The sequence below is a fragment of the Nonomuraea sp. NPDC004580 genome (genome assembly GCF_040609855.1).
Lineage (GTDB): Bacteria > Actinomycetota > Actinomycetes > Streptosporangiales > Streptosporangiaceae > Nonomuraea > Nonomuraea salmonea.
This window is the reverse complement of the sequence record NZ_JBEXLH010000004.1, coordinates 148,350-173,212: the sequence shown is the minus strand read 5'-3', so window position 1 is coordinate 173,212 and position 24,863 is coordinate 148,350. Positions and strand designations below refer to the sequence as shown.

The window sequence follows — 24,863 nt, the reverse complement described above, 5'->3', positions numbered from 1 at the left end:
AACCGTGGCATTTGTCCAGTCGACAGAGGACATGTTTCTTGCTTATGGGCTCGGCCACTGGAGCAGGGCCAGCTCGGCGACCCGGCGCAGTTCGTCGCGAGGGGTGCCGCCCGCGGCCTGGACGGCGATGCCGTTGGCGACGGTCACGAGGGAGCGGGCGAGCAGCCCGGGGTCGTGGCCGGCGGGCAGGTCGCCTTCGTCGGCGGCGCGCTGGAGGCGTTCGGCGAGGAGGGCGACGCCGTCTCGGACCACGACCCGCCCTCCTGGGACCGGCCGCGTCACGAGCCCGACCGGGGTGGTGGTGAGTTCGGCTTCGGGCCTGCTGGTCATCGGTGGTTGTCCGGGACGGTGACGAGGCCGGCTTCGTAGGCGGCGATGACCAGTTGGGCGCGGTCGCGGGCGTGCAGCTTGGACAGCAGGCGGCCGACGTGGGTCTTGACCGTGCCGACGGTGAGGTGGAGGTGCTCGGCTATCTCGGTGTTGGACAGGCCGCTGCCTATCAGGGTGAGCACCTCGCGTTCGCGCTGGGTGGTGCTGCCCAGGTCGCGCACGGCCGGGGTGGAGCGGGATCCACAGAGGAAGTCGGCGATGAGGCGTCGGGTCACCGAGGGCGCGAGCAGGGCCTCGCCGGCGGCGACGACTCTGATGGCGGCCAGGAGCTCCTCCGCTGTGGCGTTCTTGACGAGGAAGCCGCTCGCTCCCGCGCGTAGCGCGCCGTACACGTATTCGTCCAGGTCGAAGGTGGTGAGGATGAGGACGCGGACGCCGTCGGGGTGGGCGCAGATGCGGCTGGTCGCTTCGATGCCGTCCATGTCGGGCATGCGGATGTCCATGAGGACGACATCGGGGCGCAGCCGGCGGGCCAGGCGCACGGCCTCGGCGCCGGTGCCCGCCTCTCCCACGGTGACCAGCCCCGCTGTGGCGTCGATGAGGACCTTGAGGCTGTCGCGCACCAGCACCTGGTCCTCGGCGAGCAGGACCCGGATGGTCGGTGACGACTCATGCGGAGCGGCGTCACGGGTCATGTCGCCACCGGTCATGTCGCGGTGCCGTTGTCGTCGTACGGGAGGCGAGCTGCCACGCGGAAACCTCCCTCGGGCCTGGGGCCCGCGCTGAAGGTGCCTCCGTACACTTTGACTCGTTCGCGCATGCCGATCAGGCCGTGTCCGCCGTGGCCGCCGTGGCCGGTGCGGGGTGGGCGACCCTGGCGGGGGCCGTCGTCGAGGACCTCGATCGTGGTTTCTCGGGGGTCGATGGTCACGGTCACCGAGCAGTGGGTGGGTGCGGCGTGGGTGATGACGTTGGTCAGGGCTTGTTGGACGATGCGGTAGATCGACATCGCCACCGTGGGTGGGAGTTCGGCTTCTTCGTGGACGGCGAGGTCTACCTCCACTCCGGCCGAGCGGGCGTGGTCGGCGAGCCCGGGCAGGTCCGCCACGCCGGGGACGGGCAGGTGGGTCTCCTCCTGGGGCAGCCGGGGGTCGCCGTCGGAGCGGAGGAGGCCGAGCACTCGGTGGATCTCGGTCAGCGTGCTCCTGCTCGTCTGCTCGATGATGGCCAGCGCGGCGCGGGCCTCTTGCGGGCGGGCGTCGGCGACGTGGTTGGCCACGGTGGCCTTGACGGCGATCAGGCTCATGCTGTGGCCGATGACGTCATGCAACTCTCGGGCGATGCGGCGGCGCTCGTCGGCCACGACCGCTTCCGAAAGGTGGCGGACGAGGCGTGCGGTCGTGTCCCGTTTCCAGCGGACGGCCGCTCCGACGGCCCCCGCGCTGATCAGGAGCACGGAGATCACCCCGATCTCGATCGGCCACGCGGGTGGCAGCTCGCTCGGCCCGGCCGCGGGCTCGAGACCGGGGAACACCTGCTCGTAGAAGATCAGGACCGCTGTGACCGCGCCTGAAGCGCATGCCGCCAGGCTCGCCGCCGACCAGGCCAGCGAAGTGGTGGAGGCCACGAGGTACAGGACGAGCGCGGCCGGCACGTACGTCACCCAGATCGCGCCAGCCGCCACGGCGCCGGCCACGGTCGCCAGCACAGCCGTGACGGCCGCGAAGGCGAGCACGGCACGAGATCCGCGCCGCCGTACGGCGATCGGCAGGGCGAGGACCGCCCCGATCGGCCACGCCGCCCAGGCCGGCCACCACGACGACGGCCCAGGAGGATCGGCGACGGCGTATCTGATGATCAGCGCCACGACGATCGCCGTCACCACGTCGGTGACGATCCACCCATCGAGCCGCTGCCCGCCCCACTTCATGCCCGGACCGTATCGCCCCCGCACCCGGCCCGGCATCTGACCACGGTCGGACTTTCCGCATCCAACCGTGGTCCGACCACCGGTCCCCGTGTGCGGTGCGACCTCTCGCGTCCGTACGGGGTCGGCTGACCACGACCGGGGCGTCTCACGTCTGACCGGGGTCGTAGCGCCGGCGCTTGACCGGCGGAAAGATGCGACCTGGGACAGACGCGCTCACCTCGTCCTGCTCGCGACGATGCTGCTGGACCCGGCGGATCGTGCCGGGAGGCAGCGACAGGACGGGCGGGAACCGAATGATGTCCCAAATCCAGCGGCGTGTGGCGCGATGGCGGCAGAGCGATGGGGAGCGGCGGCAGGCCAATGCCGCGGCCGGCCTGGAAAGGCAGCACCCGTTCCCTGGGCGGTGGGTCAGTGCGGTGTCGCTGATCGGCGGGCCTCTCCTGATCATGGCGGGGACGCTGCTGCGTTCGCCGTTTCACTTCTTCGTTCCGCAGCAGCTCATCGCCTACAGCCAGCACCCTGCGCTCATCACCGCCGCCTACACCTGCTTCGCGGCCGGGTTCATCATGCTGTGGCCGGGGGTCGTGACGCTGGCGCAGCGGATCGCCGCCACCAGTCCCCTGTGGGGGATGTGGGGAGGATGTCTGGTGATCGTGGGTCTGTTCACCAGGATCTTCCAGTTCGGGACCGATCACCTGGCCTTTCATCTCACCGACAGTCTCGGTCTGCGGATGATGCTCGACGGTGTCGACGCCTACTACACGGCTTGGGGCGAGACGCGGTGGCATCCGTTCAGGGCCATCTCGGGGCCGGCGTTCTTCGGGTGGGTCGTGCTGGCCGTCGGCGCCTATCGGTCCGGTGCCCTGGGGCTGGGGCGGTCGGTGGCGCTCGGTCTGATGGCGATGCTCGCGCTCGGGCCGCTCAAAGGCACCCAGATCCCGCAGTCCTTCCTCGCCGTGGGCGGTCTCTGCGTGGCCCTCATCCCCCTCGGGTTCTCGCTGCTGCGGGCCGGGCCGCCGCCGACCAGGCGTGCTCTGGTCTTGGTCGGAGTTCTCGCTGTCGTGTACGTCCTCATGACGGCTTACGGGCCGAAGGGGTGATGGTCGGCGAACAGGTCCGGGCACTGGAGGGGGATGCCGTGGCCGCAGTCCGGTACGGTGATGAGCCGGCTGCCGGGGGCTGCGTCGTGGATGGCACGGGCGGAGGCGTGCATCAACCCGCGCTCGCGCTCCCCCACCATCACCAGCACCGGATTCCCGAACTCGGACCATCCGGTGGGAAGGGTGAAGCGGATGTTCTCGCCGACGCTCGCGAGCAGGGTCGCCCGGCTCGTACGCGCACTGTCACGGACGTAGTCGGCCAGCAGCTCGTCCGGGATGAACAACTGCTTGGCCTGGAGCTTCGCGAACCACTCCTGCCTGGCGAGCGGCGCGCTGGCGGCGAGGAGCCCCAGCGTCGCCCCGGGGAACCGCAGTGGCTTCGCCTGCGTGCCCGACCTCATCGACGTACATGTCCCCATCCTTCCAACTGGCGACGAACCCGTACTGTGGAGTGATGACTCACGCCCTGGCCTCGTTCGTGGTGGCGTTGAGCCCGTACGAGCTGGGCCCGAGCGCGCACCGCGGGCTGCCCTCGTCCACGATCACCGTCACCATCCCGGAGTCGGACGCGGTCGAGATCGCCTGGCTCGAACGGCCGGAACCGCCGCGGCGGTTCAGCGCCGCCGTCGCCGGGCTGCACCTGGACGCCGCCGAGCTGCGGCAACGGGGCGGTACGCGCGGTGTCTGGCTGACGCTCAGCCCGCTGGGAGCCGGAGCGCTGCTGGGCGTACCGGCGTCGGAGCTGAGCGGGCAGATCGCCGACCTCGCGGACGTGTCCCCGGCGATGGCGCACCTGCCCGAGCAACTGGCGGCCTGCCGGTCGTGGCCGCAACGCCGCGCCCTGGTCGAGAACGCCCTGCTCACCGGCTGGGCACGGCATCAAAGGCATGCCGAAGGGCGGGATGTACGGGCCGCGCTGAAGGCGCTGTCCAGCACCGCGAGAGTGGAAGAGGCGGCCGGCCTCCTGGGATGCTCCCGCCGCCACCTGAGCGGTACGGTCCGCGCCGCGCTGGGCGTGACCCCAAAGGGGTACCAACGGCTCCTGCGCTTCGAAACCGCACGCGGCGCGCTCGCAGCAGCCGCCCGCACTCAAACGATCAGCCTGGCGACGATCGCCGCGGAGTCGGGCTTCGCCGACCAGGCGCACTTCACCCGGGAATGGCGCGCCATGGCCGGATGCACACCGACGGAGTGGCTACGCACCGAAGGCTTGGCCGCCTGACGATGCACCGGCCCTACCAGGTCCCGCGGAAGGCGCGTTCGCCGAGGGGCGTTCCCGAATCTTCAAGACCCTGGATCCGGACCGCCAGGACGATGGGCGCATGATGCTCTTTCCACGTCTCATCGTCCCCGACCCCGTCCGTGCCTCCGCCTTCTACCAGGCGGCCCTGGGTGCGGAGCAGGTGTTCACCGCTCCCCCGGCCGAGGACGGCCGGCCGAGCATGATCGAGCACCGCGTCAAAGGGGGATCGTTTCGGGTGTCGCCGGCCGTTCAGGCGTGGGGGTGGCGATCACCCGAGGACCTCGGCGGCTCGCCGGTGCTCATCGAGGTCGAGATCGAGGATGCGGACGCCGTGGGCGAACGGATGATCGCCCACGGCGCCGAGGTGGTCGTTCCGATCGAGAATCGCCCCTACGGGAAACGGTCGGGACGGATCCGGGACCCGTTCGGGCATCTGTGGATCATCACCGGTCCCCTACGCTGAGCCGGCCGTGGTGGTGGCCAGGGCAGCGCATACCTCGGTCGCCATCACGGCGCTGAGCTGCGCCGACAGGGAGACCTTGGGACCAGGGGGCCGGTTCCAGTCCTGGCCGGCCAGCAGGAGTCCGTCGCGGACGCACGAGCCCCACAGCCGCTCGGTGCTGTCCAGCAGGAAGTCGCGGACGTCGGGTACGTCGTGCACCGAGACCAGCAGGTGGGCGTACCGGTAATAGATGCCCTTGAACAGGCCCTCGTCGCCGCCCTCACCCTCGTCGGCGAAGACGCCGTCGGAGGCCAGCTCGGTGATCGCGGTCCTGGCCGTGCGGGCGGCGCGGGCGAGGTGCTCGTCCTTGTCGAGGGCGTGGGCGAGCTCGACGCACGCGCCGACGTACAGACCCTGGTTGTACGTGAAGCGCCAGTCCACGTCGATGGCGTGGTCCTCCTGCCGGTTGACGCCGTCCTCGACGAACCCGTCGGGCCGCACCAGCGCGTCCTCCAGCCAGTCCATCGTCCTGACCGCCCACTCGAGGTAGCGGGCCTCGCCGGTCGCGCGGTGCAGCCGGGCCGACAGGATGACGAACGGCGCGTTGGCGGGGGTGTTCTTGTAGTACGGCTGCTGGACGCGCCAGGCGATGCCGCCGCCCTCGTGGTCGTTCCAGCCGTGGTCGAGCACGTGCTGCCAGATCACGACGGCGTCCCCGCGCAGGTCGGCGGAGCCGGTGGCCTCGGCCAGGCGCAGGGTGGCGAGTGCGAGCCAGAGCATGTCGTCGAAGTAGTCGTTGAACAGCGCGCCGCCGTTGCGGCGGCGGATGCCGGCCAGGATGGCGGCGGCCTGGTCGAGCCTGGCGGGGTCGGAGCTGCGCCGGTGGGCGTCGATCCGGACGTCCATGGCGTGCGCGAGCCACCAGTAGTTGAAGACGTCGTCGTCGCCGGGCTCCAGCGGGTGCCAGTTGTGGAAGAGCTGGTCGCCGGGGGCGGCGAAGTAGTGGTCGAGGCTGCGCTGAGCCAGCTCGGCGCGGTCGTTCCAGAGGGCAGGGGGCGTCAAAGGTCCTCCGTGGGTCAGCTGGGCTCGACGATCGAGAAGGGGACGATGGAGCGCGGCGGCACCGGTTCGCCGCGCACCTGGGCGAGCAGCAGGTCCACCGCCTGCCGGCCCATCTCCCGCTGGTCCTGGCGAACGTGCAGGAATTCCGGCCCGGCGATCGGGTCGAGCGGCGAGTCGAAGCAGGCGATCAGGGGGCGCGGCGAGGCGCCGGCGATGGCCCTGTCCATGACGCGGGCCAGGTTGTACTCGCACACGACGAACGCGGTCACCCCGGGCTCGCCGGCCTGGAAGGCGCGGATGCGTTCGACGTCGGCGAGCACGTTCTCCTGGGTGAACGCGCCGGGCAGGGTGCTGGACAGGCCGGTCAGCTGGCGCGCGTCGCCGAGGGACAGGCCGCGCCCGGCGAAGGCGGCGCGGAAGCCCTCCAGCCGTTCCTCGATGCTGGAGGTGTTCTCCGGTGGCGGCGAGACGAACGCGACCTGCCGGTGCCCCTGGTCGAGCACGCGCTCGGTCAGGGCCCGCGCGGCGGCCACGTTGTCGGTGTGCACGGCGCACACCTGGATGCCGGCGAGATAGCGGTCGACGAGGACGAGCGGGTAGCCGTCGAGGATGGTACGCAGCAGCCCGGCGTTGTAGTACTCCCCGTGCACGGGGAAGACGATCAGCCCCTCGGCGAGCCCTGCGTCGACCATCGACTCGATGGCCTTCTCCTCCTCTTCCTGGCTGCCGCGGGTGCGCTTGACGACCAGCGTGATGCCGCGCTCGGCACAGCGCTCCTCCACCGCGCAGAGCAGCTCGAGCCCGTACGCCTCGGACGCGTCCGGATAGATCATGGCGATCGTCCCCGGCACCCGCTCGCCTTCCTGGACCGCCGCGCCGGCCGGGGAGAGCGTCAGGGCGTCGAGATCGGGCGGCTCCTGGGCCACGAACGAGCCCTTGCCGCGGATCCGGTGCACGACGCCGGCCTGGCGCAGCACCTCCAGCGCCTTCTTCGAGGTGATCCGGCTGACCTCGAACCGCTCGGCCAGCTCCATCTCCGAGGGGACGCGGTCGCCGGGAGCCAGGGCTCCCCGCCGGAGCTCGTCCAGGAGGTAATCGATGATCCGCTCGTACAGGAGCGGGCCTCTCGCAGCCACTCTTCCCCTTCACCACTTGGTATGTCACCGTATCTAAGTATATATCATCTCATAAATTGATACATCAAACATATTGACTTATGCCAACTTGATTCCTACGTTTCCCTCAGATGACATCTCACGCACCTCACGAAGGGAAACGCGTGAACGCCGTCCCCTCTGTGCTGCTCGACGTCGCCGACCAGGTACGCACGCTGCTGGCGCCCCGGTTCCCCGATGCCGCCGCCATGTTCCGGCAGTGCTTCCTCAACACGCTGGAGACCACGGTCAAACGGCTCCCTGACGGGACGACGTTCGTGCTGACCGGCGACATCCCGGCCATGTGGCTGCGCGACTCGGCCGCACAGATCGAGCCGTACGTCCGGCACGCCGCCGCGGACGACGACCTGCGGGCGATGGTCCGCGGGGTGATCCGCAGGCACGCCCGCTACGTCGCGCTCGACCCGTACGCCAACGCCTTCAACGAGACCCCCGACGGCCAGGGCCACCAGGACGACCACACCGAGCTGACCCCCTGGGTCTGGGAGCGCAAGTGGGAGCTCGACTCCCTGTGCCATCCGCTCAGGCTGCTGCACCTCTACTGGACGTCCACCGGCGACGCCGAGGTCTTCGACGAGGACGTGCACCGCATGCTCGCCGTCGCCGTCGCCACCATGCGCGCCGAGCAGCACCCCGACGGCTCCCCCTACAGCTTCGAACGCCCGCACCCCGAGCAGCCCACGGACACACTCGTCAACGAGGGACGCGGCCCCGCGTGCGGCTACACGGGCATGGTCCGCTCGGCGTTCCGGCCCAGCGACGACGCCTGCACCCACGGTTTCCTCGTCCCGGCCAACATGTTCGCGGTCGTCGTGCTCGGCCACGTCGCGGCCTTCGCCCGCGACTTCTACGCCGACCAGGCACTCGCCGACGCCGCCGCCGCGCTGGCCGCCCAGATCGAGGACGGCATCCGCCGGTACGCGATCGTCGACCATCCGCGCCACGGCCCGATCTACGCGTACGAGACCGACGGCCTCGGCAACCACCTGCTGATGGACGACGCGAACATCCCGAGCCTGCTGTCCATCCCCTACCTGGGCTACCGCCCGGCCACGGACCCGACGTACCGCAACACCAGGGCCTTCGTGCTCAGCGCAGGCAACCCGTACTACAGCGAGGGCCGGCACGCCCGCGGCGTCGGCAGCCCGCACACCAAGCCAGGACAGGTCTGGCCGATGTCGCTGGCCATGCAGGGCCTGACCAGCACCGACGCTGACGAGCAGGCGGAGCTGCTGACCATGCTCGCCGCCACCACGGCCGGCACCGGCTACATCCACGAGAGCTTCGACCCCGACGACCCCGGCGTGTTCACCCGCCCCTGGTTCGGCTGGGCCAACAGCCTGTACGCGCAGTTCGCCATGGAGGTGGCGTTGCCATGACCCAGACGATCGCCGGCCCGCCCGCGGTCGGCGGCCGGGCCTCCCCCGGCCAGGCCAAGCCCGGGCGCTCGCCGCTGTCGCGGCACCAGGCGCGGGCCGGGGTCCTGTTCGCGACGCCGCCGATGGTGCTGTTCGTCATCTTCACCGTGCTGCCCGTGGCCGGCGCGCTCGGCCTGAGCTTCACCAGCTACGACGTGTTCACGCCGCCGTCGTGGGCCGGCCTGGAGAACTACGCCAGGCTGATGGAGGACACCACCTTCTTCGTCACGCTCAAGAACATCCTGTTCTACTGCGTGATGTTCGTGCCGCTGATGATCGCCGTCTCGCTGCTGCTCGCGGTGGCGCTCAACAGCAGGCTGCCGGCGATGGGCGTCTTCCGCACCATCTACTACATCCCCGTCGTGACCTCGCCGGTGGCCGCCGCGACCGTGTGGACGTGGATGCTCAACAGCCACTACGGCCCGATCAACGAGATCCTCGGCTTCTTCGGCATCCAGGGCCCGGCCTGGGTGGGCGACAGCAGCACGGCCATGGTGTCGATCGTGCTGGTCACGCTCTGGCAGGGCGTCGGCTCCAACATGCTGATCTACCTCGCCGGGCTGCAGAACATCCCGGCCCACCTGTACGAGGCCGCCGCACTCGACGGCGCCGGCCGGTGGGCGACGTTCGCCCACGTCACCTGGCCGCAGTTGCGGCTGACCACGCTGTTCGTCACGACGCTGTCGCTGATCGGCGCCTTCCAGCTGTTCGACCAGGCGTACGTGATGACCAAGGGCGGCCCGGGCAACTCGACGCTCACGCCCGTCTACCAGATCTACGAGACCGCCTTCAACCGGCTGCAGATGGGCTACGCCTCGGCGCAGGCGTTCACGCTGTTCCTCATCATCGTGGCGGTCACCGTGATCAACATGCGGATCAACCGGAGTGACGAGACATGACCATCACCAGGCGGATCAGGATCGCCCTGTTCTACGGGGTGCTCACCGTCGTCGGGGCGTTCATGCTGCTGCCGTTCCTGTGGTCGCTGAGCACGTCGCTCAAGCCGGACGACGAGATCATCGCGCTGCCGATCAAGTGGCTGCCCAGCTCGATCACCTTCGAGCACTACTGGACGGCGTTCACCGCGGTGCCGTTCGCCCGGCACTTCGCCAACTCGATGCTGCTGGCCGTGGCGGGGGTGGTCACCAACCTGCTGCTCGGGGCGATGGCCGGGTACGCCTTCGCGCGGCTGCCGTTCCGTGGCAGCAAGGTGCTGTTCCGGCTGCTGCTGGGGTCGATGATGGTGCCGGCCGTGGTGACGCTGGTGCCGTCGTTCGTCATCGTCCGCAGCATGCCGCTGGCGGGCGGCAACGACATCGCCGGGCAGGGCGGCATCGGGCTGCTCAACACGTACTGGGCGGTGATCCTGCCGGGCGCGGTCGGCGCGTTCGCGGTGTTCATGATGCGGCAGTTCTTCCTGTCCCTGCCCAAGGACCTCGGCGAGGCGGCCCGCGTGGACGGCTGCCCCGAGTTCCGCATCTTCTGGAAGATTTACCTGCCGCTGTGCCGGCCCGCGCTGGCCACGCTCGCGGTGTTCACGTTCGTCGCGGGCTGGAACGGCTTCCTCTGGCCGCTGATCGTGCTCAACGACCCCGACATGAACACCATCCAGATGAGCCTGGCCGCCTTCTCCTTCAACCGGCAGACCGACTACGGGCCGCTCATGGCCGGATCCATCGTCGCGATGGCGCCCACGCTCCTGCTGTTCGCCTTCGCGCAGCGCCACCTCACCCGAGGTCTGGCCTTCACCGGCTCCGGCCTGCAATGACATGACTCTCACGAAAGGAATGAGCCGCCGATGCACGCGACCCTGACCAGGCGGCTGGCGGCCGCCGCCCTCGCCGTCGCGACGGTGATCACCACCGGCTGCGCCTCCTCCGGCACCACCTCCTCCTCAGCGGACGGGGTCATCAAGCTGAAGTTCTGGGGCGACTGGTCGGGGGAAGGCGAGCAGCAGTTCAGGACAATGACCGCGGCCTTCAACAAGACCCACCCCAAGATCCAGGTCGAGTACGTCGTCCAGGAGGACATCCTCACCAAGTTCCTCACCGCCTCCACCTCGGGCCAGGCCCCCGACGTGATGTTCTGGGACCGCTGGCGCACCGCGAGCTACGCCCCCAAGAACGTGCTGCTCCCGCTCGACGACCTGCTCAAGAAGGACGGCATCCCCAAGGAGCGCTTCTACGGCGAGGCCGTGCGCGAGCTCACGCACGACGGCAAGCTGTACGGCCTGCCGCTCACGGTCGACGCCCGCGCGCTGTTCTACAACAAGGCCCACCTCAAGGAGGCCGGCATCGAACCGCCGCGCACCTGGGACGAGCTGGAGAAGGCCGCGGTCAAGCTGACCAGGCGCGAGGAGGGCAAGCTCGTACGGGCCGGGCTGTCCATGGACGACGCCGGCCTGTTCAGCATGTACCTGCGCCAGGCCGGCGGCCAGATGGTCACCGACGACTGCTCGCGCACCGCCTTCAACGGCCCGCAGGGCCTGCGGACGCTCGACCTGTGGAGCCGGATGGTCAAGGCGGGCGTCTACCAGAGCGGCTTCGAGAAGGGGCTCGGCGAGGGCACCGACGCCTTCGCCACCGGCAAGGTCTCCATGATCCTGACCGGGCCGTGGAACATCACCACGTACAAGAAGTACGGCAAGGACCTCGACTTCGGCATCGTGCCGCCGCCGAGCGGGCCGCAGGGCGACCAGGCGAGCCTCATGGGCGGCTTCGGCCTGGTGATCCCGCGCGCCGGCAAGCAGCAGGACGCGGCCTGGGAGTTCGTCAAGTGGTGGACGGCCGAGAAGGACAACGCCATGTTGTGGGCCAAGACCAGCCTGAACATCCCCGGCAACGTCGAGGCCGCGCAGGATCCGTTCTTCTCCGGCGACCCGTTCTGGAAGCCCATCGTCGACACGCTGCAGTACGCCAAGATCCGTCCCGCCTGCGCCGGCTACCCGCCGATGGAGGAGGAGGCGGTCATCCCGAACCTCCAGCTCTTCATGGAGGGCAAGGTCAGCGCACAACAGGCCCTCGCCCAGGCACAGCAGCAGGGCGACCGGGTCCTGAAGGACAACAACCTCAACTAGGGAAGCGCCGGTGAGACCACGCCTCGCGGCTGCCTGTGTCCTGTTGTCGGCAGCTCTCGTCCAACCCGTCCTGCCTGCTCAAGCCGCCGTCCGGCACGTCCCCGCGGACGCCGACGCCGCCATGCGGGCCTTCGTCGCGACCTTCTGGGACCCGGCGAAGAAGTACTTCTACACCAACAGCGACCGCCGCATCCACGAGCACGCGCACGGGCCGGAGAACGGCCTCTACACCGACTTCTGGTGGGAGGCGCAGCTGTGGGAGCTGGTGATGGACGCCTACGAGCGGACCCGCAGCGCCGAGTACCGCCGCATGATCGACGACGTCTACGCCGGGTTCGTCGCCGCCTATCCGGAGTGGGAGAACGACTTCAACGACGATCTCGGCTGGTGGGCGCTGGCGAGCGCGCGGGCGTACGAGATCACCCGCGACGCCAGGTATCTGAACCGGTCGCGCGAGCTGTTCGACCGCATCTGGGCCTTCCACGACTCGACGTACGGCGCCGGCATCTGGTGGCGCAGGAGCGTGCGCGACCAGAAGAACGTCGCCACCAACGCCCCCGCCGCGCTCACCGCCACCAAGCTCTACGCCGCCACCGGCGAGGCGAGCTACCTGGAGCGGGCGCGCGGCCTGTTCGCCTGGATCAAGGCCAACCTCCAGGAGAACGGCCACGTGTACGACCACCTGGAGGGCTCCGGCACCCTCGTCAAATGGGACTTCAGCTACAACTTCGGCACCTACATCAGCGCCGCCGCCGCGCTGCACAAGGCGACCGGCGCCGCGTCCTACCTGGCCGACGCCAGCGCGGCGGCCGACTGGGTCACCACCTACCTCACCAACGGCGGCACGGTGATGCAGGAGGGCGTCAACGACGGCGGCGGGTTCAAGGCGCGGCTGATCCGCGGGCTCAACACGCTCGTCAAGGAGCACGGCCAGCGCCGTTACCTGCCGTTCCTGCAGCGCAACGCCACCCAGGCGTGGCAGCACCGCCGCAGGTCGGACGACCTGGTTGGGCCTGACTGGTCGGCGCCGGCGCCGGCCACCTTCCTGCAGAGCCTGACCGCGGCCGCCGCCGTCAGCACACTGCAGATCGTCGAGCCGGACGGCAACGCCGGGCTCCAGCCGGAGAACGGCGTCTACGAGGCCGAGAACGCGGTGCCGGTCGGCATCGGCGGCGAGAGCAGCCGGCCCGGCTACAGCGGCCGCGGCTACCTGGCCGGCTGGAACAGCTCAGGACAGACGCTCACCTTCCACGTGAACGTCGCCTCCGCCGGGGCGCACAGGCTGACCTTCCGGTACGCCGCGGGCGCGGGCGACGCCACCCGCCGCGTGCTCGTGAACGGCGCTCAGGTCGCCGCCGGCCAGCCGTTCCCCTCCACCGGCGGCTGGGGCACGTGGAGCACGGCCGTGCTGGACGGCGTCACCCTCGCCCGGGGATACAACACGATCCGGCTCGAAATGGGCTCGAACTTCCTCAACCTCGACCGGCTCGACCTCTCCGGCCCGGCCTCGTGCGCTCTGCGGGGGTGCTGACCTGCGGCTTGGCGGACATACTCCGCGCATACCGGCGATCTTTAGCCTTTCAGGCGTTGTTCCGCGCTGCGGAGCACCGCACTTTCCCATCGACTGGCAAAGGATCACTCATGCCGAAGATCTCCGCCCCGAAGGCGCTCGTCACGGTCATCGGGGTCGCCGCCGCCCTCAGCGTCATGGCGCCCGCGACGACCGCCTCAGCCGCCTCGGCCGGATGCCGCATCGCGTCGGGCAAGATCAGCACCAAGGACGGCAACGTCAGCTACCGGCTGGAGCTCTGCACCAACGGCTTCGGCAAGGCGAGCGGCACCGTGCGGGACACCAAGAGCGACGTCTGGACGGCCGTGGTCGAGGTCTCCTTCAAGAAGAAGAACGGCGACGAGATCGACGGCGGCTACAAGGAGGCCGGGCGGAAGAAGGGCACGAAGGACTTCAGCTTCTCCACCAGCCGCACCAACCTCGACCGCATCACCATCAGGGCCAAGCGCTGCCTGCCGGGCACGATCGTCTGCAACAACACCAAGACCTTCACGCTCTACCCCTGATCCTTGAGCTCCCGGTCCCGTGGCTGCGGACGGGGCCGGGCCGCACGCTGCGACGCCGCCGGTCACGTGCCGGGACGCACCAGGCCGCTCTCGTAGGCGAGGATGACCAGCTGGACCCGGTCGCGGACGTTCAGCTTGGCGATGGCCCTGGTGATGTGGGTCTTGGCGGTGAGCGGGCTGATGACGAGGCGTTCGGCGATCTCGCCGTTGGACAGGCCGAGCGCCACGAGCCTGACCGCCTCCAGCTCCCGCGAGGTCAGAGCGGTCAGCCGCCGGTCCGCGCCGGGCGCCGGGACCTGCCGGTGGGCGAACTGCTCGATGACGCGCCGCGTCACGCCCGGCGACAGCAGGGCGTCTCCCCCGGCGACGGCCGCCACCGCGCGGCGCAGGTCGGCGGGCTCGACCTCTTTGGTGAGGAAACCGCTGGCCCCGGCGCGCAGGGCGGCGAAGACGTGCTCGTCGGTGTCGAACGTGGTGAGGATGATGACGCGGCAGCTCGACGTGGCCGGGTCGGTGACGATGCGGCGGGTGGCGGTGATGCCGTCGGCGCCCGGCATGCGGATGTCCATGAGGATCACGTCGGGGCGGGTGCGCGCGGCCAGGCGTACGGTCTCCTCGCCGTCCTGGGCCTCGCCGACGACCGTGATGTCCTTCGTACGGGCCAGCAGGCTGCGGAAGCCGGCCCGTACGAGGGCCTGGTCGTCGGCGAGCAGCACCGTGATCGTCATGCCGTCGAGCCTGCCACAGGAAGCTCCGCCCGTACGGCGAAGCCGCCCCCGGGGACGGGCCCGGCGGTGAGCGCGCCCCCGAGCGCGCTCACCCGCTCGCGCATGCCGGACAGGCCGTGGCCTTCGGCGATCTCGGCGCCGTCCGGGACGCCGTGGCCGTCGTCGACGACCTCGACGGTGATCACGTGCGGCCGGTAGCCGATCGTCACCGTGGCCGAGCCGGCCTCCGCGTGCTTGAGGGTGTTGGCGAGCGACTCCTGCACGATGCGGTGCACAGCGATGGCGGTCACGGCGGGGACGTCCGTACGGTCTCCGTCCTCGTCGACGCGTACGTCGAGCCCGCCCGCGCGGGCGTCGGCGATGAGCAGGTCCAGGGAGGGCAGGTCCGCCTGGGGCGCGGTGCCCTCCGGGCCGTCGCGCAGGACCGTGATGAGGGAGCGCAGGTCGGCCATCGCCCGGTTCCTGACGTCCTTGGCCACGCGCAGTGCGGCGGCGGCCTCCTCCGGATCCTCCTCCAGGACGTCGGCGGCGACGTTGAGCTGCACGCCGACGACGGCCAGCGTGTGCGCGATGACGTCGTGGACCTCGTGCGAGACGCGCAGCCGTTCCTCGGCGGCGTGCGCGCGGCGGTCGGTCTCGCGCAGCCGCTCGCGCCAGCGCAGCGCGGCGGCGTAGGTGAGACCCGCGGCGATGAGCAGCGCCAGCAGCGCTCCTTCGCCCGCGACGTGGATGACGTAACGGGTCAGGTTCCGGTCGATGATGCTGCGCGCGTCGAACGCCGAGTACGCCAGCTGGGCCACGCCGACGGTGGCCGCCCAGCGGACGCGGGGCGTGGTGGCGGCGGTGAAGTACGCGACCGCGGCCGGCCAGATCCACCCGGCAGGCGGCCAGTGTCCGGTGAGGTGATAGGCGAAGATGCCGGCGACCGACAGCAGCAGCACGGTCATCGGCCATCGGCGCCTGACCAGGAGGAGCCCTCCGAGGAACAGGCCGAGCGGGATCGTGCCGTCCCAGGGGTTGCGCACCCCGGTGGCCAGGGCCACGGCGACGAAGAAGACCAGGGTGAGGACGGCGAGCGTGGTGTCGGTGATGCCGGCGAGGTGCCGGATGGGCGCGGGTTCGCGGCGCGGTGGCGGCTCGGCCATGTGGGGGCTCATTCTCGAAGGTGACGGGTGAGCCGGCCGGCGTCGGCCGGCTCCGGACGTGTCTACCAGTCCCGGATCAGACGTGGGTGACGAGCAGGGTCACGCCCGCCTCGCCGCCGCAGTCGACGAACACGGGACCGACCCCGTTGCCGATCTTGGAGTCGAGCCTCGCCTTGGCCACGAACCCCTTCGGGTCGTCCTTGACGATGCGGATGTTCCGCAGCACCGGGTTCTTCCTGTCGAGCCCGGCGAGCACGCCCTTGAGCCCCTTGCCGCCGCCGCAGTGACCGGTGATCGTCACCTCCTGGCCGCGCTCGGTGGTGGGGTTGGGGCTGACCTGGACCACGGCCCGCGCGCCCTTCGGCGGCTTCGGCGCGGCGGTCACGCCCACCTGGGCACCGGCCGGTGCGCCGGCCACTGCCAGGAGACCCGCCGTCAGGCTCAGCCCGGCGATGGCGGTGGTCATTTTCCTGTTCATGCTGGTTCCTCCGGGTTCTTGGCCGATCAACTCGACGAGCAACGCTAGGCCGGGCGGCGGTGGGAGCGCGTCGTCCGTTGATCGTCACTTGGCCGTGCTCCGTTCGCCGTACGCGCTACTCCGATCGGAGTAGTTCGCGACGGCGGAGGCGGACACGAGCGTCGCGCCGGCGAGGCCGCCCCAGAGCGTGGCCGGGCCGCAACTTTTCGCGTACCGGCAGCATCCGATAGATCATGAAATCTCGTAGGTTACTCACGGCACTCACCGTCACCGCCCTCGCGGCGACCGCCCAGCCCGCACTCGCCGAGGCGCCGGCCACCATCGCCTACGCGCAGCGCACGAAGGGCTGGGAAGTGGTGCTGACCAGCGGCAAGGTGGTGAAGGTGCCGCAGGCGCTGACCGTGGCGCCCAAGGACGCGGTCAACGCGGGTGCGCGGGCGCCGTTCCTCGTCAGCGGCGACGGGCGGCACCTGTTCTACTACCGCAAGAAGGACGGCCTGTTCGTGGAGCGGACCGTCCACGGCAAGGAGCGGGTGGTCGCCAAGAGCATCACGGCGTACGCGATCGGCGAGGAATGGCCGGTCGTGGCCCCTGACGGGAGCTATGTGATCATGCAGACCTCGGGGCCCGGCTTGAGCGACTTCACGGACCTGCGCACGCGCAAGGCCATGGGGCCGCCGGAGAAGACGGACGCGTGGGCCCTGCTCGGGTTCAGCCCGGACGGCAAGCGGCTGCTGCTGAGCGGCGAGCGGGTGGTCGTGTTCGACCGGGCGCTGCGCTCCCGCCTGCGGCTCAAGACACGGCTGTCGCCGAGCGCGCTCGCGGGCGACCACACCACCGCGGCCGTCCTGGTCGGCAAGTACGACAAGTACCGGCAGCTGCGCCTGCTGAACCTGCGCACCGGCCGCGCCGGCGCGGTGGTGAACGTGAAGCTGCCGCGCGGCCAGTACATCGACGACGTCGACTTCGACCGCTCCGACCGGCTGCTCGTACGGTCGAAGACCGCGACGGGCGTGGCGATCTACCAGGTCTCGCGCAAGACGGGCGCGGTGAAGCCACTGAAGAAGGTCAAGCGGCCGAACGTGGCGACGTGGGTGCTCCCCGGCGACGAGACCTACGAACGGTGGACGGAGAAGGGCTCTTAGTGCCAGGACCACCCTCGGTCCTCGCCCGTCCGCCCGTGCGCACGCCGGCCTGTGCCGGTTGGCTCTTCACCATGACGAACGAGGGTTTTCCCGGCAGATGGATCGAAGGCGTCGGCTTGGTCGCGGGGCCTGCGCTGGTGATGGGCGGGGTGCTGCTGAAACTCGGGTACGACGCCTTCTTCCCCGAGCAGCTCGCCGCCTTCGCCGGCAGCCCCGCCCAGCTGACGGCCGCCTACAGCTGCTTCGCCGCCGGAGTCGTGCTGCTGGCGGCCGCCGTCCTGGGCCTGGTCAGGCGGATCGCCGCCACCCACCCGCTGCTCGCCCAGTGGGGCCTCGCCCTCACCCTGGCGGGGCTGTTCGCCCGCGCCTTCCACGCCGGCGTCTCCCATCTGGCCTTCCAGCTGGTGGACGTCCAAGGTCTGCGGACGGCCCAGCAGGCGATCAGCGAGCAGTACGGCTCCTTCCACCTCTTCCAGACGATCAACCTGGCCACGATGGCAGGCTGGGTCGTCCTCGCCGCCGGCACGTGGCGCTCGGGCGCGCTCGGACGGGTGCAGTCGGTGGCCCTGGCGCTGATGGCGGCCATGCCGGTCGGGGTGCTCAAGGGCACCGGCGTGACGTCGATCATCGCCGCGGCCGGACTGTGCGTCGCGCTCATCCCGCTCGGCGTCAAGGTGCTCGCCCGGGGGCCGGCGCCCAAGTGGTGGACGTACCCCCTGGCCGCCGTCATCCTCGCCGGCGCCACCCTGATCAGCCTCGCGGGATAACTCACTCGCCGCCCGGGCGGAATGCCGATGTGGGCACGGCGGCGGGCAGCACAAGACGGGGTGGAGGTCGTCTCCCGCGCCTTCCCCTACGTCACCACCTGCGGCTTCGCGGTCGCCGCGATCGACGCCCCAGGCACCGGCGACCGGCCCGAGCCCCGCATCACCGCCGCCGTCCTCGGCCTCATCGGCAGCGACTGGCTCATCGACACCGCGGCGCGGATCACGATCCCGGTCGAGTTCCTGCTGCAGTGGGACGACGAAGGCAATCCGCGCGCTTCGGTCATGAGGTTGTTCGAGGCGCTCGGCTCCGCCGAGAAAACCTGCACGCCAACCCCGGCGGTCACTTCCGGGTGCCGGCCTTCGAGATCGACAGCTCCATCCGCTTCTTCACCCGGCACCTGACCTAGCGATGGACGGCCCGGCGGGCCTCGTACCAGGTCTCGCCGACCGGCTCGCCCGCCATGTTCCAGCTCCACGAGATCGTCGGGGTGATGCGCAGGTAATGGCCGGGGCCGACCATGCCCACCCGCTCCACCGGCCCGTCCGCCTCCCCGTAGACGCGGACGCCCCGGGCCACGAACGGGTTGAAGGACACCATGTCGTCCACGACGAGGGAGACCTTCGTACGACCCTGGCCGACGTTGCGGAACTTGCGGGTGTGCAGGACGGACTCCCCCGAACCTCCCACCCAGAACAGGCTCCCGTCGAACTCGAAGGCCACCGGAACCACGTCCGGCTGACCATCGGCCGAGACGGTGGCGAGCCGGGCGAGCGGCTGCGACTGCAGGAAAGCGATCTCTTCCTCGGTGAACGACACGACCTCTCCCCTCGGACTGTGCAGGATCACGCCAGGCTAGCCGAGCCCTCTGACGATCCTGGCGCGCAAGGAGCGCAGGGCCTGGCGGAGTTCGGTCGGCTCGACCTCGGTGAGGTCGGCGTCGAAGGTGAGCAGCAGACCGGCGATGCCAGGCCAGGACCAGGCGCCCAGCGTGAGGCGGCAGGTGGTCTCCGTGACGGAGGTGACGATCGACCCGCCGGGAGCGTAGCGGGCGACGGTGGCGGCGGGCAGCGCGAGGGTGGCCGAGCCCCGGCACGGCCAGTCGGCGAGGGCGTCTCCCCGGTCGGGCGCGGTCATGACGAAGGCGACCGGATCGCCGTGCGGGATGTCGCGCCGGTCGAAGGGGGTGTGCGTGGGAGCGTGCGCGTGGATGCGGTCCATGCGCATGGCCCGCCAGCGGCTGCCTTGCAGGTCGAAGGCGACCAGATACCAGCGTGCCGCCCACACCACGAGGTCGTGGGGTTCGAGCGTGAGCGTGACGGGCCGCTCGCCGTCGCCGGTGTAATCGACGCGTACGAGGTGCCGCCGGTTGATCGCGCTGCCCACCGCGCGGACGGTCTCGGCGTCGATCGGCGGAGCCGGGAACTCCCAGTAATTACGGGCGGATGAGACGGTGAACGCCTCGGCGTGCAGGCGGCTGCGCGCGGGCATCGCCTGGTGCAGCGTGGCGAGCGCGCGGGCCGCGTTCTCCCTGATGCCGGACAGCACCGCGGGGACGGTCTGCAGCGCGACCGCCGTGGCGACGGCCTGCTCCTCGTCGAAGACGACCGGCGGCAGCCGCGCGTCGGGGCCGAGCCGGTAACCGCCGCCCGCGCCGCGCACGGCCTCGATCTCGTACCCGAGCTCCCTGAGCGTGTCGATGTCGCGGCGCACGGTCCGCACCGACGTGCCGAGCCGGGTGGCGAGCTGCTCGGCGGTCAGGGTCGCGCCGATCCCGAAGATGGACAGCAGTTTGAGCGTACGCGCGGAGGTGGCAGCCATCGTTCTCCGATTCTCTCCCCAGTAGCGGCCACTCGGCGGCAACTATGTCCGCCATGGTTCCGGGTCATGACTGCTCATCGGACTTCGTCCGTACCCCTGGCGGCACTGCTCGTGGTGCTGTTCGGGTCGTTCATGGACCTGCTCGACGCGACGATCGTCACCGTCGCCGCCCCGGCCATCTCGCGGGACCTCGGCGCCGGCGACGCCCAGATCCAATGGACGATCGCCGCCTACACCCTCGCCCTCGGCGCGGGCCTGATCACCGGCGGCCGGCTCGGCGACCAGTACGGCCGCAAGCGGCTGTTCCTCATCGGCCTGGCCGGGTTCATGGTCACCTCGGCGCTGTGCGCGCTGGCCGCCGGCCCCGCGATGCTCATCGGCATGCGGGCCGCACAGGGGCTCACCGGCGGCATCATGGTGCCGCAGGTGTTCGGGATCAGCCGGGCCTCGTTCCCTCCGGAGGAGCGGGCCAAGGCGTTCGGCGCGTACGGGGCCGTCCAGGGTCTCGCCTCGGTCGCGGGGCCGCTGCTCGGCGGGCTGCTCGTCGAGGCCGACCTGTTCGGGCTGGGCTGGCGGACGATCTTCTGGATCAACGTGCCCGTCTCCGTCGTGGCCCTCGTCGTCGGCGCGAAGGTGCTGCCCGAGTCCCGCTCCGCCTCGACCGCGCGGCTCGACCTGGTGGGCGCGCTCCTGGCCGCCGCGGGCATCCTGCTCCTGCTGCTGCCGATCATCCAGTCCGAGACGTGGGACTGGGGCTCCTACGCGCTCCTTGCGGCCGGGGTCGTCGTGCTCGCGATCTTCCTCGCGTACGAGCGCCGCCTCACCGCCCGCGGCGCCGAGCCCGTCTTCGACCCCGCCCTGCTGCGCATCCGCGCCTTCACCGTCGGCCTGGCCGCTTCCGTGCTGTTCTTCGGCGGCATCGGGCCGTACTTCCTGACCCTCTCGGTCTACCTGCAGAACGGCACCGGCCGCACCGCCCTGGAGGCCGGCCTGGTGATCCTGCCATACGCGTTGGGCTCGATGGTCACCTCCGGCCTCGGCGTCGCGCTGGCCGCCAGGGCCGGCAGAACGCTGCTGGTCGCCGGCTCGCTCACGATCGCGGCCTCGCACCTCGTCCTGTGGTACGTCGTCAGGGACGGGAGCGATCCCGGCTACTGGCTGCTCGCCCTGGCCCTGTTCGTCGGCGGTCTCGGGCTCGGGCTCGCCGCACCGATCCTCGTCAACGTGGTCCTGGCCGGCGTCCCAGGCCGCGACGCGGGCACGGCGGGCGGCGTCCTGTCCACCGTCACCCAGCTCGGCGGCGCCGCCGGCATCGCCGTCCTCGGCACGGTCTTCTTCACCGCGGCCGCCGGCCCGGCCGGCTTCAGCCACGCCCTCGCCGTCGTCCTGCTCGCCTCGGCCGCGCTCTACCTGATCACGGCCGTGGTGATGCTGGCGCTCCCGAAGACCGCTTAGAGGCCGGTGCCCCCGGCTGGTCGGTCGCCCGAATGCGCTCGATCAGGGCGTGCAGCCGTGGGGCGTCGCGGCAGCTCGGGGCGTGCCGGCTTCAGCTCCTGGTCAGCCAGCGGCGTACGTCGGACATGGCGGTGCCGTCGCTGTCGGCGTCGATGCCGGCGGCCAGGTCGGCGATGGAGATCTCGGCCAGTGCGCGTGACCAGGCGTCCTGGGCGGCGGCCATGGCGCGGGCGATCGCACACGGTCGTGAGCACCGTTCGGCGGGGATGCCGAGCGGGCCGCGCTGCCTGATCTCGGCGCATCGGTACGCGGGCTCGTCCCCGTCGATGGCCCGCACCACCTCCAGGGCGCTGATCTCCGCGGCGGGCCTGGTGAGGGTGTAGCCGCCGACCTGGCCCATGGTGGAGCGGACGATCCCGGCCCGCGACAGCGCCTGCAGGTGCTTGGCGGTGTACGCCGGCGGCGTGCCGTGGAGTTCGGCCAGTCGTGCCGCCGGCACCGGTTCGTGGCTCTGGCTGAGCGTGACGCAGCTGTGCAACGCCCACTCCACCCCGCTCGACATCTTCATACCCCCACCCTACCCATCCCGGACAACAGATGTCCGGGTTGTGATATGAACTCGGATAGAAAACATCCGAGAAGAAGGGGTGGAGTGTTCATGACGCAGACAGCACGGCAATCCAGCCGCACCTCCCTGGGAGTGGCGGCCTTAGCGTTGTTCGTCGCGGCGGCGAACCTGCGACCGGCCATCGCGGCCGTCTCGCCGCTCGTCGGCCAGATCCGCGCCGATCTGGAGCTGTCGGCGACCGGGGTGTCGCTGCTGACCACCGTCCCGACGCTGGCCATGGGAGTGTGCGCGCCGCTGGCCGCCTACGCGGGCCGCCGGTACGGCCTGCAGTCCGGCGTGCTCGCCGGGCTTGTGATCATCGCCCTCGCCACGGCGGCGCGCCTGCTCGGCGAGTCCACCTGGCTTCAACTGAGCAGTGCGGCCATCGTCGGAGCGGGGATCGCCATCGCCCAAACCCTGCTCCCCGCCGTGGTCAAGACGCGCTTCGCCGCCCGTGCCGGGCTGGTCACCGGCCTCTACACCGCCGGGCTCGGCCTGGGCGGCGCGGTGGCGGCCGGAGTGAGCGCGCCGCTGGCCGACGCCCTCGGCTCCTGGCCCGGAGCGCTCGCGTCGTGGGCGGTGCTCGCGCTGGCGGGCATCGCGCTGTGGTCCGCCGCCAAGGGCTCCCTGGGCCTGGACGACGTCACGGCCCCCGCCGGGCCCGTGACCCGGCAGATGCCCTGGCGCAGCGGCGTGGCCTGGCACATCACCCTGTTGTCGGCCGTCAACTCCGCCCTGTACTACTGCGAGCTGGCCTGGGTGACGCCGCTGCTGCACGACGACGCCGGTCGCGACGCGGCATCCGCCGGAGGCATGCTGACCGTGATGATCTCCATTCAGGTCGTGGCGATGCTGGCCGTACCGGCGCTGCTGGGAGAGCGCCGCGGCCCATGGGCGGGTCTGGCGCTCACGATGACGCTGACCGCCGCCGGCTTCCTGGGGCTGGCGTACGCGCCGGGCACAGCCACGTGGGTGTGGATCGCGGCGCTCGGCGTAGGGCACGGCGGGCTGTTCACGCTGGTGCTGACCCTGCCCGTGCTGGCCGGCCGCGACCCCGGCGAGGCCGGGCGGATCAGCGCGATGGCGTTCTTCGTCGGCTACGGCTGCGCCGCGCTGGCCCCCCTCCTGGTGGGCGCACTGCGCGACGCCACGGGCGACTTCACCCTCGCCTTCAGCGTGCTGGGCGTGCTCGGCCTGCTCATGCTCGTGCCCATAGCCCGCCTGCGCAGCACCGTGGAACGCTGACATGCAGGCCGACCGCGTGACCCTCGAACGTCTCACCGGCCAGGAGGCCCTGGCCCGCACCTCCCACCTGGCGAACGTCTACCGGGCCGCGTTCAGCGGCCCGCCCTGGCACGAGGACCAGCGCGCCGCCGACGCCTTCGCCGCACGCCTGACCGCAGACGCGCGACGCCCCGGATTCGCGGCGGTGCTGGCGTGCGGCGACGGCGAACCCGTTGGTCTCGGTACGGCATGGCGCACACCCAGGCCCTTCCCCACGGGCCGCGCCTACGACCTCGTCCGCGCCGAACTCGGGGACGCGGTGGAAACACTGCTGGTCGGAGCGGTGGAGGTGGACGAACTGGCAGTGCACCCGCACGCCCGCGGACAGGGCCTCGCGGGAGGAATCCTCGACCTCCTGTGCCGCCGTACCGACCCTTGCTGGCTGCTGACCGCCCCGCACGCGACCGCCGCGATCAGGCTCTACGAACGGCTCGGCTGGCGCCGCCTGACCGGGCCGAGGGCGACCATCGTGGTGTTCCTGCGTTCGCCGTGAACGCGCTCACGCCGTGCCTTACGCCGGGGCCTAGGCTCAGGCTGCCGACCGGAGCCCGGCGGGACGACGCCGGAGAGCGGGGTCGAGCAACGCCGGGGGCTTGTACTCCTGGTCGAGCGCGGTGACATCGGTGCCCGGCGGGACGATCTTGTCGATCCGGTCGAGGAGGTCGTCGGACAGCTCGACGTCGGCCCCTGCCAGAAGGTCGTCGAGGTGCTCCATGGTGCGCGGGCCGAGGAGCGCGGCGGTGACACCCGGGTGCGCGATGGCGAACGCCATGGCCAGGTGCGTCATGGGCAGGCCGGCCTCCTCGGCGAGCGGGATGAGCTGTTCGACGACGTCGATGCGGCGCTCGTCCGACAGGTGGCGGGAGAACTGGACGCGTTTGAGGTCGTTCGCACCGCCCTTGCGCACCCGGCCGGTCAGCAGGCCCTGGCCGAACGGGCCCCACACCATGACGCCCATGCCGTACTCCTGCGCCAGCGGCAGGACCTCCCGCTCGATGCCGCGGTTCAGGATCGAGTACGGCGGCTGCTCGGTGCGGAACCGCTGCAGCCCGGCGCGTTCTGCGGTCCACTGCGCCTGGACGATCATCGAGGCGGACGCCGTCGAGGTACCGATCACGCGCACCTTGCCCGCCCTGACGAGGTCGGTCAGCACGGAAAGGGTCTCCTCCAGGTCGGTGTCCGGGTCGGGCCGCTGGAGCTGATAGATGTCGATGTAGTCGGTGCCGAGCCGGCGCAAGGAGTTCTCGACGGCGGTGGTGATCCAGCGGCGGGAGGCGCCCTGCTGGTTGGGGCTTTCGCCCATGGGCATGCCGACCTTGGTGGCCAGGACCACCTCGTCACGGCGGCCCTTCAAAGCTCTTCCGACGATGTCCTCGGAGTCGCCATAGCGGTCGGCGGTGTCGATGAGGTTGATCCCGGCATCCATCGCCTTGTGGATGATCCGGACCGACTCGTCCGGATCATTGCCCATCAGGCTGGCGAACATCAACGTGCCAAGCGCGTAAGGGCTGACCTTGATCCCGGTCCGGCCGAGGTTGCGATACTTCGTGAACGTGCTCCTTGGGTCCCGGCGGCGAGTGGTC

At 70.7% G+C, this 24,863-nt stretch carries 28 protein-coding genes; 15 read left to right on the top strand and 13 right to left on the bottom strand.

Going from position 1 to position 24,863, the window contains the following annotated elements:
• Nucleotides 1-42: 42 nt before the first annotated feature.
• The 3 genes from ABZW11_RS07950 to ABZW11_RS07940 are packed head-to-tail and all read right to left on the bottom strand — an operon-like array spanning nucleotide 43 to nucleotide 2,260.
• Nucleotides 43-330, bottom strand: coding sequence for a hypothetical protein (locus ABZW11_RS07950; RefSeq protein ID WP_355413882.1), 288 nt, complete (start codon nucleotides 328-330; stop codon nucleotides 43-45).
• Nucleotides 327-1,025: a response regulator transcription factor gene (locus tag ABZW11_RS07945; RefSeq protein WP_355413880.1), complete on the bottom strand. Its 699-nt coding sequence runs from the start codon at nucleotides 1,023-1,025 to the stop codon at nucleotides 327-329. The genes ABZW11_RS07950 and ABZW11_RS07945 overlap by 4 nt, the downstream gene beginning before the upstream one ends.
• Nucleotides 1,026-1,036: 11 nt before the next feature.
• Complete coding sequence (locus ABZW11_RS07940) at nucleotides 1,037-2,260, bottom strand: histidine kinase (protein WP_355413878.1); 1,224 nt, start codon at nucleotides 2,258-2,260, stop codon at nucleotides 1,037-1,039.
• A gap of 317 nt (nucleotides 2,261-2,577) precedes the next feature.
• Here ABZW11_RS07940 and ABZW11_RS07935 point away from each other — a divergent pair, with 317 nt between their 5' ends.
• On the top strand, nucleotides 2,578-3,360 hold the full coding sequence (locus ABZW11_RS07935; protein WP_355413876.1) for a hypothetical protein: 783 nt from the start codon (nucleotides 2,578-2,580) through the stop codon (nucleotides 3,358-3,360).
• On the opposite strand, the gene ABZW11_RS07930 is transcribed toward ABZW11_RS07935, so the two are convergent.
• Nucleotides 3,342-3,761: an alpha/beta hydrolase gene (locus ABZW11_RS07930; RefSeq protein ID WP_355413874.1), complete on the bottom strand. Its 420-nt coding sequence runs from the start codon at nucleotides 3,759-3,761 to the stop codon at nucleotides 3,342-3,344. The two genes, ABZW11_RS07935 and ABZW11_RS07930, sit on opposite strands and share 19 nt — an antisense overlap.
• A 53-nt stretch (nucleotides 3,762-3,814) precedes the next feature.
• On the opposite strand from ABZW11_RS07930, the gene ABZW11_RS07925 reads away from it, so the two are divergent.
• Nucleotides 3,815-4,582, top strand: coding sequence for a helix-turn-helix domain-containing protein (locus ABZW11_RS07925; protein WP_355413872.1), 768 nt, complete (start codon nucleotides 3,815-3,817; stop codon nucleotides 4,580-4,582).
• A gap of 100 nt (nucleotides 4,583-4,682) precedes the next feature.
• Nucleotides 4,683-5,066 carry a VOC family protein gene (locus tag ABZW11_RS07920; protein ID WP_355413870.1) on the top strand — a complete coding sequence of 128 codons (384 nt, stop codon included), beginning with the start codon at nucleotides 4,683-4,685 and terminating at the stop codon, nucleotides 5,064-5,066.
• Here the strand turns inward: ABZW11_RS07920 and ABZW11_RS07915 are convergent.
• Together ABZW11_RS07915 and ABZW11_RS07910 are read right to left on the bottom strand one after the other, a co-directional pair.
• Nucleotides 5,058-6,107: a glycoside hydrolase family 76 protein gene (locus tag ABZW11_RS07915; RefSeq protein WP_355413868.1), complete on the bottom strand. Its 1,050-nt coding sequence runs from the start codon at nucleotides 6,105-6,107 to the stop codon at nucleotides 5,058-5,060. The two genes, ABZW11_RS07920 and ABZW11_RS07915, sit on opposite strands and share 9 nt — an antisense overlap.
• Before the next feature lie 14 nt (nucleotides 6,108-6,121).
• Nucleotides 6,122-7,243 (bottom strand): GntR family transcriptional regulator, encoded by a 1,122-nt coding sequence (locus tag ABZW11_RS07910; protein ID WP_355413866.1) that lies wholly within the window; start codon nucleotides 7,241-7,243, stop codon nucleotides 6,122-6,124.
• 143 nt (nucleotides 7,244-7,386) lie between these two features.
• Here ABZW11_RS07910 and ABZW11_RS07905 point away from each other — a divergent pair, with 143 nt between their 5' ends.
• The 6 genes from ABZW11_RS07905 to ABZW11_RS07880 all read left to right on the top strand — a co-directional run bounded on the left by ABZW11_RS07905 (nucleotide 7,387) and on the right by ABZW11_RS07880 (nucleotide 13,852).
• Nucleotides 7,387-8,661: a glycoside hydrolase family 125 protein gene (locus ABZW11_RS07905; RefSeq protein ID WP_355413864.1), complete on the top strand. Its 1,275-nt coding sequence runs from the start codon at nucleotides 7,387-7,389 to the stop codon at nucleotides 8,659-8,661.
• Nucleotides 8,658-9,599: a sugar ABC transporter permease gene (locus tag ABZW11_RS07900; protein WP_355413862.1), complete on the top strand. Its 942-nt coding sequence runs from the start codon at nucleotides 8,658-8,660 to the stop codon at nucleotides 9,597-9,599. The genes ABZW11_RS07905 and ABZW11_RS07900 overlap by 4 nt, the downstream gene beginning before the upstream one ends.
• Nucleotides 9,596-10,468 (top strand): carbohydrate ABC transporter permease, encoded by an 873-nt coding sequence (locus ABZW11_RS07895; RefSeq protein ID WP_355413860.1) that lies wholly within the window; start codon nucleotides 9,596-9,598, stop codon nucleotides 10,466-10,468. The genes ABZW11_RS07900 and ABZW11_RS07895 overlap by 4 nt, the downstream gene beginning before the upstream one ends.
• Before the next feature lie 30 nt (nucleotides 10,469-10,498).
• Nucleotides 10,499-11,776: an ABC transporter substrate-binding protein gene (locus ABZW11_RS07890; RefSeq protein WP_355413858.1), complete on the top strand. Its 1,278-nt coding sequence runs from the start codon at nucleotides 10,499-10,501 to the stop codon at nucleotides 11,774-11,776.
• A gap of 10 nt (nucleotides 11,777-11,786) precedes the next feature.
• Nucleotides 11,787-13,307 (top strand): glycoside hydrolase family 76 protein, encoded by a 1,521-nt coding sequence (locus tag ABZW11_RS07885; protein WP_355413856.1) that lies wholly within the window; start codon nucleotides 11,787-11,789, stop codon nucleotides 13,305-13,307.
• Between the two features lie 110 nt (nucleotides 13,308-13,417).
• Entirely contained in the window at nucleotides 13,418-13,852 is a 435-nt protein-coding gene (locus ABZW11_RS07880; RefSeq protein WP_355413854.1) for a hypothetical protein, read from the top strand.
• 62 nt (nucleotides 13,853-13,914) lie between these two features.
• On the opposite strand, the gene ABZW11_RS07875 is transcribed toward ABZW11_RS07880, so the two are convergent.
• From ABZW11_RS07875 to ABZW11_RS07865, 3 genes are all read right to left on the bottom strand, one after another.
• The gene (locus ABZW11_RS07875; RefSeq protein WP_355413852.1) at nucleotides 13,915-14,580 is read right to left on the bottom strand and encodes a response regulator transcription factor; all 666 of its coding nucleotides are present in this window, start codon (nucleotides 14,578-14,580) and stop codon (nucleotides 13,915-13,917) included.
• Nucleotides 14,577-15,725 (bottom strand): histidine kinase, encoded by a 1,149-nt coding sequence (locus ABZW11_RS07870; protein ID WP_355413850.1) that lies wholly within the window; start codon nucleotides 15,723-15,725, stop codon nucleotides 14,577-14,579. The genes ABZW11_RS07875 and ABZW11_RS07870 overlap by 4 nt, the downstream gene beginning before the upstream one ends.
• A gap of 76 nt (nucleotides 15,726-15,801) precedes the next feature.
• Nucleotides 15,802-16,203 (bottom strand): hypothetical protein, encoded by a 402-nt coding sequence (locus tag ABZW11_RS07865; protein ID WP_355413848.1) that lies wholly within the window; start codon nucleotides 16,201-16,203, stop codon nucleotides 15,802-15,804.
• A 233-nt stretch (nucleotides 16,204-16,436) separates the two neighbouring features.
• On the opposite strand from ABZW11_RS07865, the gene ABZW11_RS07860 reads away from it, so the two are divergent.
• The 3 genes from ABZW11_RS07860 to ABZW11_RS07850 all read left to right on the top strand — a co-directional run bounded on the left by ABZW11_RS07860 (nucleotide 16,437) and on the right by ABZW11_RS07850 (nucleotide 18,517).
• Nucleotides 16,437-17,348, top strand: coding sequence for a hypothetical protein (locus ABZW11_RS07860; RefSeq protein ID WP_355413846.1), 912 nt, complete (start codon nucleotides 16,437-16,439; stop codon nucleotides 17,346-17,348).
• 71 nt (nucleotides 17,349-17,419) lie between these two features.
• The gene (locus ABZW11_RS07855) at nucleotides 17,420-18,115 is read left to right on the top strand and encodes a hypothetical protein (protein WP_355413844.1); all 696 of its coding nucleotides are present in this window, start codon (nucleotides 17,420-17,422) and stop codon (nucleotides 18,113-18,115) included.
• Nucleotides 18,116-18,142: 27 nt separating this feature from the next.
• Nucleotides 18,143-18,517, top strand: coding sequence for a hypothetical protein (locus ABZW11_RS07850; protein WP_355413842.1), 375 nt, complete (start codon nucleotides 18,143-18,145; stop codon nucleotides 18,515-18,517).
• 1 nt (nucleotide 18,518) lies between these two features.
• On the opposite strand, the gene ABZW11_RS07845 is transcribed toward ABZW11_RS07850, so the two are convergent.
• Both ABZW11_RS07845 and ABZW11_RS07840 read right to left on the bottom strand, forming a co-directional pair.
• A complete protein-coding gene (locus ABZW11_RS07845; RefSeq protein WP_355413840.1) occupies nucleotides 18,519-18,932 on the bottom strand; it encodes a PPOX class F420-dependent oxidoreductase in 414 nt (137 codons plus the stop codon).
• Between the two features lie 36 nt (nucleotides 18,933-18,968).
• The gene (locus ABZW11_RS07840; RefSeq protein ID WP_355413838.1) at nucleotides 18,969-19,934 is read right to left on the bottom strand and encodes a WYL domain-containing protein; all 966 of its coding nucleotides are present in this window, start codon (nucleotides 19,932-19,934) and stop codon (nucleotides 18,969-18,971) included.
• Between the two features lie 66 nt (nucleotides 19,935-20,000).
• Here ABZW11_RS07840 and ABZW11_RS07835 point away from each other — a divergent pair, with 66 nt between their 5' ends.
• The gene (locus ABZW11_RS07835) at nucleotides 20,001-21,389 is read left to right on the top strand and encodes an MFS transporter (protein ID WP_355413836.1); all 1,389 of its coding nucleotides are present in this window, start codon (nucleotides 20,001-20,003) and stop codon (nucleotides 21,387-21,389) included.
• A gap of 91 nt (nucleotides 21,390-21,480) precedes the next feature.
• On the opposite strand, the gene ABZW11_RS07830 is transcribed toward ABZW11_RS07835, so the two are convergent.
• Nucleotides 21,481-21,957 carry an Rrf2 family transcriptional regulator gene (locus ABZW11_RS07830; RefSeq protein ID WP_355413834.1) on the bottom strand — a complete coding sequence of 159 codons (477 nt, stop codon included), beginning with the start codon at nucleotides 21,955-21,957 and terminating at the stop codon, nucleotides 21,481-21,483.
• A gap of 90 nt (nucleotides 21,958-22,047) precedes the next feature.
• Here ABZW11_RS07830 and ABZW11_RS07825 point away from each other — a divergent pair, with 90 nt between their 5' ends.
• Nucleotides 22,048-23,241 (top strand): MFS transporter, encoded by a 1,194-nt coding sequence (locus ABZW11_RS07825; protein WP_355413832.1) that lies wholly within the window; start codon nucleotides 22,048-22,050, stop codon nucleotides 23,239-23,241.
• Nucleotide 23,242: 1 nt separating this feature from the next.
• Nucleotides 23,243-23,773: a GNAT family N-acetyltransferase gene (locus tag ABZW11_RS07820; RefSeq protein WP_355413830.1), complete on the top strand. Its 531-nt coding sequence runs from the start codon at nucleotides 23,243-23,245 to the stop codon at nucleotides 23,771-23,773.
• Between the two features lie 36 nt (nucleotides 23,774-23,809).
• On the opposite strand, the gene ABZW11_RS07815 is transcribed toward ABZW11_RS07820, so the two are convergent.
• Nucleotides 23,810-24,769: an aldo/keto reductase gene (locus tag ABZW11_RS07815; RefSeq protein WP_355413828.1), complete on the bottom strand. Its 960-nt coding sequence runs from the start codon at nucleotides 24,767-24,769 to the stop codon at nucleotides 23,810-23,812.
• Nucleotides 24,770-24,863 lie beyond the last annotated feature (94 nt).